Below are 12,236 nucleotides of genomic sequence, written 5' to 3'. Positions count from 1 at the left end.
CCTATGCGAGTTTTAGGAATTGACCCAGGACTTACGAGATGCGGTATTGGCATTGTTGATTCAGTTGGACCTCAAAAACTTGAAATGGTTGGGGTAGGAGTTATTAAAACTGATATTGATGCTGGCCTTGAATTTAGATTATTGGAGTTAGAAAAAGAGATCTCAATTTGGATAAATAAATATAAGCCAGATGTAATCGCGGTGGAGCGAGTGTTCTCTCAACTAAATGTTAAAACTGCTATGGCAACTGGCCAAGCTGCTGGAGTTGCTTTGCTTTTGGCGGCTAAGGCAGGCATCCCCGTTGTTTTACATACCCCTAGTGAGGTTAAGGCCGCGGTGACTGGTTCTGGCCGGGCGGACAAAAAACAGGTTGCACAGATGGTTAAGCGATTACTTAATTTAAAGGAAATTCCAAAACCCGTTGATAGCACCGATGCCTTAGCACTGGCGATCTGCCATCATTGGCGAGGAGTTGGTAATGCCAGGTTGGCAAGTGCCAAAAAGAAGGCAATTAAAAAGCGATGATTAGCTCAGTAACTGGAACCGTCAAATCAACCTCAATTAATTCAATTGTGGTTGAAGTTGGGGGAGTTGGCGTCCTTTTGCAGGTGCCAATCAGAATTGCTGCAAAAATTCAAAGTGGTGAGAAGGTCAGCTTTCACACTTATTTAATTGTGCGTGAAGATGCCTTAACACTTTATGGATTTACTGAAATTTTAGATCGAGATTTTTTTGAATTACTTTTATCAGTTACCGGAATAGGTCCTAAAGTTGCTCAATCAATTCTGGCAAATAGTGATGCGGGCACGATTGCCAATGCTGTGGTTTCATCTAATTTAAAAACTTTAGAGTCAGTTCCCGGATTAGGCAAAAAAGGTGCTCAACGTTTAGTGCTTGAGTTAAAAGATAAAGCAGCGGCCTTTGCCGGCGGCAAAGTAGGTTCTAATCTTGCAACATCAAATCAAGTAGAAAACGCACTGCAAGGTCTTGGTTACTCCAGTAAAGAAGCGGGGGCGATGCTTAACCAAGTAATGAAAGAAGAAAAAATTGAAGGATTAAGCGCTGCGCAAATACTCAAGTTAGCTCTTAAAAGCTCTGGAAAGCAATAATGAGTGAACGAATTATCGATCAGGACGCTGATGATGCAGAACGTGTTGCAGAGTTAGCCCTGCGTCCAAAGAATTTAAATGAATTTGTCGGACAATTAAGAGTAAGAGATCAACTAGATTTATTGCTTTCAGCGGCAAAACAACGCAAAGCCACAGCAGATCACATACTTTTTTCTGGGCCACCTGGTTTAGGAAAAACAACCTTGGCTATGATTGTTGCTGCAGAGATGGATTGTCCGATTCGAATTACCTCAGGACCAGCGATACAACATGCTGGTGATTTAGCATCAATTCTTTCCTCTTTGGTGGAAGGTGAGATTTTATTTTTAGATGAAATTCATCGTATGTCTCGCCCAGCTGAGGAAATGCTCTATTTAGCGATGGAAGATTTTCGAGTTGATGTGATTGTAGGCAAAGGCGCAGGTGCAACATCGATTCCACTGGAGCTACCGCATTTCACATTAGTTGGTGCGACCACTAGAGCGGGCCTTCTACCTAGCCCACTGCGCGATCGATTTGGTTTCACTGCTCAACTAGATTTTTATGAAGCAGATGAACTTTCACAGATTATTAAGCGAAGTGCCCAATTGCTAGAGATTGAAATTGATAAAGCAGCAATTGCTGAAATCGCATCTCGCTCCCGTGGAACGCCTAGAGTAGCTAACCGTTTATTGAGAAGAGTTCGTGATTACGCCCAAGTAAATAAAGAAAAAATTGTTCAGTTAGACCATGCAAAAACCGCTTTGCAAATCTATGAAGTGGATCAAATTGGCTTAGATCGCTTAGATAAAGCGGTATTAACTGCATTGATTAAAAACTTTAATGGTGGCCCAGTTGGTGTTTCAACCTTAGCGATGGCGGTGGGTGAGGAGATAGAAACAATTGAATCATTAGCTGAGCCGTTCTTAGTTCGCATGGGCTTTCTTGCTAGAACTCCAAGAGGTCGAATCGCAACTGCAGCTGGATGGTCACACCTTGGAATTAAGCCGCCGTTGTCAGCACAAATTGGAACGGATGCAACACTTTTTGATCAAGACCCAGATATCGCCCAATAATTCTTATTTTTTACCTATATTTCAGGGCTAAATTCTTGGATTTCTCAATAATCTCACCTCAGCCTAGAATTGGCTCTCATGTCTGCTAATAAAATTGCAAATACTCAAGCCAGAGCGGTTAGAACTATCTCTATCTTGCTGCTAACAATCTTGGCAATGAGCGGCCTTTCCTTCGTACTTGGTGCAACCTCATTCAAACTCGGTCTGGATTTACAAGGTGGAACCAGCGTTACCTTGCAGCCTCGAATTGAAGATGGTCAATCTGGAAAAGTAACTGCTGAAGCGATTGATCAAGCAGTTGAAATTATTCGCCAACGCGTTAACTCACTAGGTGTTGCTGAATCTGAAGTTTCAGCACAGGGCACTGGTGTTAATCGCCAAATTGTTATTCAAGTTCCAGGAGAAACTGGTCGTCGTATTGTTGACTTAGTTGGACAAACTGCTGAACTTAGATTTCGTCCAGTCTTGGCAGAGGGCGCAGCAAATGCCACATCATTATCAGCAGATACTGCAACAGCAGTTTTGCCCGCTGGAGTCACTCCAGAAATAAACGCTCAATTTGCAGCTTTAGATTGCACCCTTCCACAAAATCGCCAAGGTGGTGCGAGTGGAAATGAAGCCGCAACAGTTGTTAGTTGCGATAGATCTGGAGCAAGTAAATACATTTTGGCACCGGCCGAGGTCCTAGGTCGGCAAATAACAAAAGCATCTGCATTATTAGATCCACAAGGTGCTTCAGGTTGGTATGTAACTTTAGATTTTGATGGTGAGGGAACAACAAAATTTGGCGCAATGACCACCCGCTTGACCTCACTGCCATCTCCACAAAATCAAGCAGCCATTGTTCTAGATGGATTGGTTTATTCAGCACCTCGAATTAATGAACCAATAAATACCGGAACTGCGCAAATTACAGGAAATTTCACCCAGCTAGAAGCTCAAGATTTATCAAATGTTTTAAAGTACGGCGCACTGCCATTGACCTTTGATCGTGGTGAAGTGCAACAGGTTTCACCATCATTAGGTGCTGAACAACTGCGTGGTGGTTTGATTGCTGGCATCCTTGGTTTGTTATTAGTAATCGTTTATTCATTGCTTTACTACCGCGGGCTAGGAATTGTCTCCGTAGGCTCATTGCTAGTTGCTTCAGCAATCGCACTTCTTTCATTCTTGTTATTGGGTGAGTTAATTGGATTCACATTAACCCTTGCTGGAATTGCGGGAGCGATCGTCGCGATTGGTATTACCGCAGACTCATTTATCGTTTACTTTGAACGTATTCGTGATGAAGTGCGCGAAGGTAAATCACTTAAATCTGCTGTTGAAACTGGTTGGTTAAGAGCTCGTCGCACTGTGATAGTCGCGGATGCGGTTTCGATGATTGCTGCGATCATGCTTTACTTCTTCGCTGTCGGTGGTGTTCGTGGCTTCGCGTTTACATTAGGACTAACCACAGTTATTGATTTAATTGTTGTTTTCTTCTTCACTAAACCATTGATCACTGTGTTGGCGAGATTTGCCTTCTTTAGTGAAGGCCATCCACTCTCTGGATTTTCGGCTAAGTCATTAGGAATTGTTAAGAAGGAAGTTGCGCAGACAGGGGAGGTCAAGTAATGGCTAAGTTCTCAGGTTTAGGCGGAAGACTTTATAGAGGTGAAACTTCTGTTGATTTCATTGGCAAGCGCAAGATCTGGTACTCGATTTCTGGCTTATTGATCCTTGCTTCGGCCGTAACTTTATTCACTCAAGGTTTGCATCTTGGAATTGAATTTAAGGGCGGTTCATCTTTTACTGTTACTTCCGCAAATGCTTCAGTCCGGACTGCCGAGAGTGCATTAACTGATGCTGGTATTACTTCACAGACCATCATTCAAAAAGTTGGAAATGACAAAATTCGAATTCAAACTGATGCGCTAACTTCAGTAGAACAAAACGCAGTAGAAGCCAGTTTGTCATCTAAATTTAATGTGACTATCGATTCAATTGATTCACAGATTATTGGCCCTTCCTGGGGTGAAGAGATCACGAGAAAAGCTCTTTATGGTTTATTTGGATTTTTGATTGTAGTAATGCTTTATCTTGCAATGGCATTTGAATCAAAGATGGCTATTGCAGCGATCATTTCAGTAGTACATGACGTCTTTATTACTGTCGGAATCTATGCACTTGTAGGTTTTGAAGTTACACCAGCAACTGTGATTGGTTTCCTAACTATCTTAGGTTATTCACTTTATGACACTGTTGTGGTTTTCGATAAGGTGCGCGAAAACACCAAAGGAATTGCAGCGAGTGGAAAGAGCACTTACTCCCAAGCTGCGAACCTTGCTGTAAACCAAACTTTGGTTAGATCATTTAACACTTCCCTTATCGCACTTCTTCCAGTCGGCTCAATTCTGTTTGTTGGCGCAGGTTTACTTGGCGCTGGCACATTAAAGGATCTTTCACTTGCACTATTTATTGGTCTTGCAACTGGAACTTACTCTTCAATATTCATTGCAACTCCAATTCTTGCTGTACTACGCGAGCGTGAGCCAGCCATGCAAGCATTGGCTAAACGTGTTGGTAGCCGCGGCGAAAAAGGTTCAGCTGCTAATGCAGTTACAGCACAACCTGATCGTGGACCTCGCAATCAACCAAAACGTAATCGTCGCCGCTAAATAAATTGATTTAAATAAGACAGCCACAGCGCTATGACAAGTACTCAATTGTTGAAGCCGGTGGCCGATGGCCTGGCAAAATCTCACCCAGGATATTCCAACTCAGATCTTGAACGCGCATATGTTGCTGCTGAAAAAGCCCATTCTGGTCAATTAAGAAAATCAGGTGAACCCTATATAACTCACCCAGTTGCAGTGGCACAAATTCTTACCGAATTGGGAATGGATCTGCCAACTGTTATGGCAGCTTTATTGCATGACACAGTAGAAGATACTTCTTATTCAATCGAACAAATAAAAGCTGAGTTTGGTGATGAAGTAACTTCATTGGTGGATGGCGTTACCAAGTTAGATAAATTAACTTATGGCCCAACCGCAGAGGCTGAAACTCTTCGTAAAATGGTTGTCGCAATGTCGCGAGATATTCGAGTTCTGGTCATCAAACTTGCTGATCGTTTACACAATGCTCGCACCTGGCAATTTATTGCCTCTGAAACTGCCGAACGTAAAGCGCGGGAAACTATTGATATCTACGCACCGCTTGCCCACCGTCTTGGAATGAATGCAATTAAGTGGGAGCTTGAGGACCTTTCATTTAAAGTCTTAGAACCAAAGAAGTTTGAAGAGATCGAAAGATTAGTCGGCGAACGCTCACCAGCTAGAGATCTTTTGACCTCAGAGGTTATTTCTGCGATTGATTTAGATTTAGCAGGCGAAACTATAAAAGCACAGGTGAGTGGTCGGCAAAAACATTTCTATAGTGTTTATCAAAAAATGGTTGTCAGAGGCCGTGAATTTAATGATATTTATGATCTAGTCGGTATTCGAATTCTTGTGGACTCGGTCAGAGATTGTTATGGCGCGCTAGGTGCAATTCACGCAAGGTGGAGTCCTGTGCCAGGTCGCTTTAAGGATTACATTGCTATGCCGAAATTCAATCTTTATCAATCACTTCACACAACTGTAATTGGACCCAACGGTAAAGCAGTTGAAATTCAAATTAGAACTTTTGATATGCATGCTCGGGCTGAATATGGAATTGCTGCGCACTGGAAGTACAAAACAAAAAACCTTGAAAACGGTAAAACTCCAGAAGCTTTATGGCTAAAACAACTTCATGAATGGCAACAAGAAAGTGAAGATGTTGGCGATTTTCTTGAAACCCTTCGGTATGACCTTAGGACACCAGAGGTATTTGTATTCACGCCCAAGGGCAGTGTGATTGCACTGCCATCTGGATCAACGCCAGTAGATTTTGCTTACGCAGTACATACTGAAGTTGGTAATAAATGCGTTGGGGCTAAAGTTAATGGAAAGCTAGTGCCGCTTGAATCACATCTAGTTAATGGTGATGTTGTAGATATCGTTACAAACAAAAGTTTAAATGCTGCTCCTAGTCATGACTGGCTAAATTTTGTAACCTCTTCAAGAGCTCGATCTAAAATCAAAGCTTGGTTCTCCAAAGAGCGACAAGAAGAGGCTATTGAAGCAGGTCAAGAATCAATCGCTAGGCAAATGCGAAAAGCTGGATTGCCAATACAAAAAATCTTGGGCGGACACGCACTTCTAGAACTATCTCATGAACTTAGATATGAAGATATTGAGTCTTTGTATGAAGCAGTTGGCAATGGTCGTATCTCAGCTCATTCAGTAATTGAGAAGTTAATGGCTCTACTTGGCACAGGAGATAACCATCCAGAAAATGACTTAACACCTTTAGTTGCACCCGTTAAGCGCAGCAGAAAAAGCGTGACTGGAATTGATGTTGAAGGTGCTGATGACGTTTTAGTAAAACTAGCTAGGTGTTGCGCACCGGTTCCGGGAGATCAGATCACTGGATTCATCACTCGTGGCAGTGGTGTTTCTGTGCATAGAGCAGATTGCATAAACATTACAGATCTTAAAGTTCATCAGGGTGATCGTATGGTTGGTGTGAAATGGAATTTATCGGCAAAGAGTACGTTCTTGGTAAACATCCAAGTTGAAGCTTTGGATAGAGCTCGGCTTCTATCTGATGTTACAAAAGCGCTCTCTGATCAACATGTGAATATTTTGAGCGCTTCAGTGGTTACCAATAAAGATCAAACTGCGATCTGCAAGTTCTCATTTGAGATGGCGGATGCATCCCATTTGGATGCGGTATTGAGTTCAGTTAGATTAATTGAAGGTGTTTATGATGTTGATCGAGTCTTTAATAATTAACTTGTGAACTCAGTTAATCCTTTTTCAGCCTGTTCTAACCATGCTCTACGAGCTGCAGCAGCCTCTCGTGCAACCATGGCCTTGGCAGTTTGACCAGCAGCTTCTGCTTTAGCAGCTTGCTTCTCATAATTCTCTATTGCTTCAGCTAAACCTTGGACAACCTTGTTTGCTTGAGCCTTAGCAGATGGATCACTCTTTCGTTGATGGTTGCGTTCTAGATCAGAAATTTCATCTTCAACTTTCTTTATTCGGGCATCAAAAGCGGACCGTTTTTTGCGATCCGTCATTCCTATTTTCTGCCACTTACCCATCAAGTCATAGAATTTTTTCTTGGCTGATTTAAAATCAGTAATCGGAAGCAATGCTTCGAACTCAACAATCATTGCTTCGCGCTTAGCTAGATTTTCTACCATTGAGCCCTTGCGTTTTGCCATATCCGCATTCTTTGCAGAAAAAAATGTATCTTGCGCAGCTTTAAAACGTGTCCAAAGCGCGGTGTCTGTAGTTTTCTTACCTCGACCAGAGGCTTTCCACTGATCCATTAATGATTTGTACTTATTGGCTGTTCCTAGCCAGTCCTTAGAATTTGCCAGTGCCTCTGCTTCTTTAACAATTACCTCTTTAGTTGAAGCAACTTTTTTGTGCTCAGAATCCAAGCTTGCAAAGTGAGTTCTGCGTCGTTTATCAAATTTATTTCGAGAAGATGAGAAACGCTTCCATAGCGCTGCATCGATTTTCTTGTCTAAGCGAGGCGCTTTCTTCCACTCCTCTAAAAGTACTTTTAATCTGGCAGTGGTTACTTTCCAAGCAACTGAATCAATCAGGCTTTCAGCTTCAGCAACAATCTTTTCTTTTATGGCTGCGGCTTCAGTTTTGCGCGCTTCTTTTTCAGCGGATTGCGCTGCTTTACGTGCCTGGTAGGCACCTTCATGCTCGGTTATTAATGCTGGAATTTTTTCTAGTGATGCTGAAAGGTTTGCTAGGTCACCTACGCCATTTAAATCAGAGATCTGGGTACGCAACCTGTTCACAGCTTCATGTGCATCACTTGGCACCATTGCGCCGGATCGAATTCGCGCAGCAAGGAGTGCAACTTCAGATGCAGCCATTTCAAATTTCTTAACAAAATAAGCAAGTGCTTCGTCTGGCGACTTGCCTGGGTAGGAACCAACAGCGCGATCACCAGTTGGAGTAATTACGTAAACAGTGCCATCTTCGCCGACTCGGCCAAATTTTGCTGGATCACCTATAAGTGCCGATGCTGCCCCGGTATTAGAAAGGTTTGGTGTTGATGAGTTTTCCATTATGTTGACCTTTCGTTGCACGATTTCTGTTTATTAGATTTCGTTATGTGGGGGCGTAGTAATCATTAACGCAATTGCGCCATTAATTACTGGGTTTGCTACTGGCTAAAAGATAGCCTAGGCACCATCTTTTAGGGAAATTTGAAGCAAAAGATGGATGATTGAAAGGGGTGAGTAGTGTTAATTGATCGTGTAATCGCACCCTATTTTGAAACAAATTGCTGGATCCTAGCCGTAGGTACTGGGAACGAATGCATCATTGTCGATCCAGGCATGGCCAAACCGAATCTAGTAAATGAGATCGAACAAAAGGTTTCAGAACTTAAACTAAAACCCGTAGCTGTGTTCATAACACATGGACATTTAGATCATACATTTTCCGTTCTTCCTTTAACAAAGCAAGTTCCCATGCGAACCTTTGTAACCGGTGATGATCGATTTCTCCTTACAGATCCGATGGGTGCATTAGATCGTGGTGGTGTAAGTGAACAATTTCTGAAGGCTTTTGGAGTTGAAAAATTCAAAGAACCAGATGAAATAGTTGAGCTGGAAGATTTTTCAACATTTGAAGTTGCAGGAATGAAAATTACTTCTATCTTTGCGCCCGGCCATACCAAGGGTTCAGTTATTTTTACTGTTGATGATAAGCAATTAATTTCTGGTGATGTGCTTTTTGCCGGTAGCATCGGAAGAACTGATTTACCTACTGGTTCAGCCAGTCAGATGCGAAAAACCTTACGAGATCGAATTTTGACCCTTCCAGATAGCCTAAATGTCCTACCTGGACATGGTGGGCAAACTACAATCGGCACAGAGCGAGTAAGAAATCCTTACCTGCAAGATGATTTTTTAGATCAGAACGGGCGGTGAAAACTTGAGTAAGTTTCAAGCGCCCAAAGGAGTCAGTGAGTATTTTCCGCCTAACTCAAATCAATTCGAATATGTGCGAAAGCAGTTACTAAGAACAGCTCGCCTTGCAGGTTATAACTTAATTGAACTGCCAGTTTTTGAAGATACGGAAGTTTTTACGCGAGGTGTGGGCGAATCTACTGATGTAGTTAGTAAGGAGATGTATACCTTTGAAGATCGCGGTGGTCGCTCAATAACGCTAAGACCTGAAGGTACAGCCGGAGTAATGCGTGCTGTGATTGAACATAATTTAGATAAAGGCCAATTGCCGGTAAAACTCTTTTACACGGGACCCTTTTTTCGAGCCGAACGTCCGCAAGCAGGTAGATATCGTCAGTTCTATCAAGTTGGTATTGAAGCGATTGGTTATAGCGATCCAGAGATAGATGTTGAAGTTATTGCAGTTGCAGATTCAGCATTTAAAGCGTTGGGGTTAAAGAAATACAAATTAAATATCACATCCCTAGGTGATTCAATTAGTCGAGATGCCCACCGAAAGGACTTAGTTAAATACATTGCTGGGCTGAAATTAGATGAAGCCACGCAAGTTCGAGCACAACTTAATCCATTGAGACTATTTGATGATAAGCGTGAAGAGATAAAAACAGCAATGGCAAAAGCTCCGCTATTGCTTGACTACCTCAATAAAGAAAGCAAACAGCATTTTGAAACTGTGCAGGGGTTGTTAAAAAATATTGGTATCGAATTCAAGATAAATCCGAGAATGGTGCGTGGTCTTGATTACTACACCGGCACTACCTTTGAGTTTGATCATGAAATGCTTGGCGCTCAATCTGGAATTGGTGGTGGTGGCAGATACGACGGCCTAATGGCATCACTCGGTGGAGCTGATGTGAGTGGGATTGGTTTTGGTTTAGGAGTAGATCGTATTTTGATGGCGTGCCAAGCAGAAAATTCACTGCCAGCAGTTATTAATCAGATTCAACTTTTCATCGCGCCTATTACCGATGCGGGCAAGGCTGCCGGATTCAAATTATTAGCTGAATTGCGTGAAGCAGGAATCACCTGCGATATGGCTTATGGAGATCGTGCGCTGAAAGGCGCCATGAAAGCTGCTGATAAAAGTGGCGCTAAATATGGATTAGTAATCGGTGATGATGAAATTACCACTGGAAATTGCGAATTGAAATTGATGAGCAGCGGCGAAGTGATATCTAGTAGCCTTGATGCTTCAGAACTAATTCAAAAGATTGGGAAGTAATCCGTAATGCTGCGCACCCATGATGCTGGATCTTTAAATGCTAGTTCAGTTGGAACTCAAGTTGTTCTTGCTGGTTGGGTGGCTCGTCGCAGAGATCATGGAGGGGTTGCCTTTATTGATTTACGTGATTCAACTGGGGCAGTTCAGGTAGTAATTAATGATGAAAAAGTGGCGGGTGAACTTCGCGCAGAATGGTGTGTATTAATTTCAGGAGTAGTCAAGACACGTCCTGCTGGTAATGAGAATAAAGAGATTCCAACTGGTGAAATCGAAGTGGTTTGTGAAGAACTTAAGGTGTTAAGTGAAGCTGCAGCACTGCCTTTTCCAGTTGATAGTGGGGATATAGGCAACATTTCAGAAGAGGTGCGACTGAAATACCGCTATTTAGATTTAAGGAGAGAAGGACCAGCTAAGAATTTAAGATTGCGATCTAAGGTAACCACAGCAATTCGAGATGTAATGGCGCAGCAGGATTTTCTTGAAATTGAAACACCTTACCTAACTAGATCCACTCCGGAAGGCGCCAGAGATTTCTTGGTGCCAGTCAGGCTTCAGCCAGGATCTTGGTATGCGTTGCCGCAATCACCCCAGTTGTTCAAGCAATTACTGATGGTTGCTGGCATGGAGAGGTACTACCAAATCGCAAGATGTTTTCGAGATGAAGATTTTCGGGCAGACCGCCAACCAGAGTTTACACAACTAGATATTGAGATTTCATTTGCCGATCAAGGCGATGTGATTGCAATAGCAGAAAAAGTCTTGGTAAATGTTTTTGAAAAAGTGGTTAGTTATAAGATCCCAACCCCAATACCGCATATGACTTATCGCGATGCTATGAAGGATTATGGTTCAGATAAACCTGACCTACGTTTTGATAACAAGATTAGCGATGTTACTGAATTCTTTAAGGACACCTCTTTTAGGGTTTTCCAAGCTGAGTATGTCGGTGCTGTAGTTATGCCAGGTGGGGCAAGCTCACCTCGACGAGAGTTAGATGCTTGGCAGGATTGGGCTAAAGCAAGAGGTGCTAAAGGATTGGCTTACATATTAGTTGGCGAGGACGCAACATTATCTGGTCCAGTTGCTAAGAATTTATCAGAGAAGGAAAGTGCTGGGATTGCCAATCAAGTCGGTGCTAAAAACGGTGATGCAATTTTCTTTGCTGCTGGATCAACTGTTTCTTCGCAGAGCTTATTAGGTGCAGTTCGCTTGGAGATTGGTCAGCGTTGCAATTTAATTGATGAAAAAGCATGGAAGTTTGTTTGGATTGTTGACGCGCCAATGTTTGAACCAGTTGATGCTGAAAATCCATCTGCTGGTTGGACTGCGGTCCATCACCCATTTACTGGACCAAAACCTGAGTTCGCACAAACCTTTGATAAAGATCCAAAGGATGCTTTGGCCTATGCATATGACATTGTTTTAAATGGCAGTGAAATCGGTGGTGGATCTATACGTATTCATCAAAGAGAGGTTCAACAACGCGTATTTAAAACTATTGGACTCTCTCAAGCAGAGGCAGAAAGTAAATTCGGATTTTTGTTGGAAGCTTTTAATTATGGGCCGCCTCCTCATGGTGGTATCGCACTTGGTTTAGATCGTTTGTGCGCATTGTTGGCAGGTGCTTCATCCATTCGTGAAGTTATTGCATTCCCTAAGACAGCTAGCGGGGGAGATCCATTAACAGGGGCACCAACACCAATTACTCCTGCACAACGCAAAGAGTCTGGGGTTGATACTCCAGCCGCTGCCAAGTAGTTACCCTCTTTTCAGGTATT

10 protein-coding genes are annotated in these 12,236 nt (G+C 42.6%); 9 read left to right on the top strand and 1 reads right to left on the bottom strand.

Features of this window, described 5'->3' with window-relative positions; translation table 11 throughout:
* Window positions 1-3: 3 nt before the first annotated feature.
* The 6 genes from ruvC to B1s21122_RS03425 all read left to right on the top strand — a co-directional run bounded on the left by ruvC (window position 4) and on the right by B1s21122_RS03425 (window position 7,023).
* A complete protein-coding gene (gene ruvC, locus B1s21122_RS03450) occupies window positions 4-525 on the top strand; it encodes a crossover junction endodeoxyribonuclease RuvC (protein ID WP_095680619.1) in 522 nt (173 codons plus the stop codon).
* Entirely contained in the window at window positions 522-1,109 is a 588-nt protein-coding gene (ruvA, locus tag B1s21122_RS03445; protein ID WP_095680620.1) for a Holliday junction branch migration protein RuvA, read from the top strand. The genes ruvC and ruvA overlap by 4 nt, the downstream gene beginning before the upstream one ends.
* Entirely contained in the window at window positions 1,109-2,164 is a 1,056-nt protein-coding gene (gene ruvB / locus B1s21122_RS03440) for a Holliday junction branch migration DNA helicase RuvB (RefSeq protein WP_095680621.1), read from the top strand. Before ruvA ends, ruvB begins: the two co-directional genes overlap by 1 nt.
* A gap of 78 nt (window positions 2,165-2,242) precedes the next feature.
* A complete protein-coding gene (secD, locus tag B1s21122_RS03435) occupies window positions 2,243-3,778 on the top strand; it encodes a protein translocase subunit SecD (protein ID WP_095680622.1) in 1,536 nt (511 codons plus the stop codon).
* Entirely contained in the window at window positions 3,778-4,821 is a 1,044-nt protein-coding gene (gene secF, locus B1s21122_RS03430) for a protein translocase subunit SecF (RefSeq protein ID WP_095680623.1), read from the top strand. Before secD ends, secF begins: the two co-directional genes overlap by 1 nt.
* 33 nt (window positions 4,822-4,854) lie before the next feature.
* The gene (locus B1s21122_RS03425; protein ID WP_095680624.1) at window positions 4,855-7,023 is read left to right on the top strand and encodes a RelA/SpoT family protein; all 2,169 of its coding nucleotides are present in this window, start codon (window positions 4,855-4,857) and stop codon (window positions 7,021-7,023) included.
* Here the strand turns inward: B1s21122_RS03425 and B1s21122_RS03420 are convergent.
* Complete coding sequence (locus B1s21122_RS03420; protein WP_095680625.1) at window positions 7,020-8,327, bottom strand: DUF349 domain-containing protein; 1,308 nt, start codon at window positions 8,325-8,327, stop codon at window positions 7,020-7,022. The genes B1s21122_RS03425 and B1s21122_RS03420 overlap by 4 nt on opposite strands.
* Before the next feature lie 177 nt (window positions 8,328-8,504).
* On the opposite strand from B1s21122_RS03420, the gene B1s21122_RS03415 reads away from it, so the two are divergent.
* From B1s21122_RS03415 to aspS, 3 genes are read left to right on the top strand one after another with little or no spacing between them, the layout of a single operon-like run.
* On the top strand, window positions 8,505-9,197 hold the full coding sequence (locus B1s21122_RS03415) for an MBL fold metallo-hydrolase (RefSeq protein ID WP_095680626.1): 693 nt from the start codon (window positions 8,505-8,507) through the stop codon (window positions 9,195-9,197).
* A gap of 4 nt (window positions 9,198-9,201) precedes the next feature.
* On the top strand, window positions 9,202-10,458 hold the full coding sequence (hisS, locus tag B1s21122_RS03410) for a histidine--tRNA ligase (protein WP_095680627.1): 1,257 nt from the start codon (window positions 9,202-9,204) through the stop codon (window positions 10,456-10,458).
* A gap of 6 nt (window positions 10,459-10,464) precedes the next feature.
* Window positions 10,465-12,216 carry an aspartate--tRNA ligase gene (aspS, locus tag B1s21122_RS03405; protein ID WP_095680628.1) on the top strand — a complete coding sequence of 584 codons (1,752 nt, stop codon included), beginning with the start codon at window positions 10,465-10,467 and terminating at the stop codon, window positions 12,214-12,216.
* The last annotated feature ends 20 nt before the right edge of the window (window positions 12,217-12,236 follow it).

This window comes from Candidatus Nanopelagicus limnes, assembly GCF_002287885.2.
GTDB lineage: Bacteria > Actinomycetota > Actinomycetes > Nanopelagicales > Nanopelagicaceae > Nanopelagicus > Nanopelagicus limnae.
This window is presented reverse-complemented; position numbering and strand designations above follow the sequence as displayed.

Coding starts and splice junctions, on each gene's coding strand:
- ruvC (WP_095680619.1), top strand. CDS start 4: ATGCGAGTTTTAGGAATTGACCCAGGACTTACGAGATGCGGTATTGGC.
- ruvA (WP_095680620.1), top strand. CDS start 522: ATGATTAGCTCAGTAACTGGAACCGTCAAATCAACCTCAATTAATTCA.
- ruvB (WP_095680621.1), top strand. CDS start 1,109: ATGAGTGAACGAATTATCGATCAGGACGCTGATGATGCAGAACGTGTT.
- secD (WP_095680622.1), top strand. CDS start 2,243: ATGTCTGCTAATAAAATTGCAAATACTCAAGCCAGAGCGGTTAGAACT.
- secF (WP_095680623.1), top strand. CDS start 3,778: ATGGCTAAGTTCTCAGGTTTAGGCGGAAGACTTTATAGAGGTGAAACT.
- B1s21122_RS03425 (WP_095680624.1), top strand. CDS start 4,855: ATGACAAGTACTCAATTGTTGAAGCCGGTGGCCGATGGCCTGGCAAAA.
- B1s21122_RS03420 (WP_095680625.1), bottom strand. CDS start 8,327: ATGGAAAACTCATCAACACCAAACCTTTCTAATACCGGGGCAGCATCG.
- aspS (WP_095680628.1), top strand. CDS start 10,465: ATGCTGCGCACCCATGATGCTGGATCTTTAAATGCTAGTTCAGTTGGA.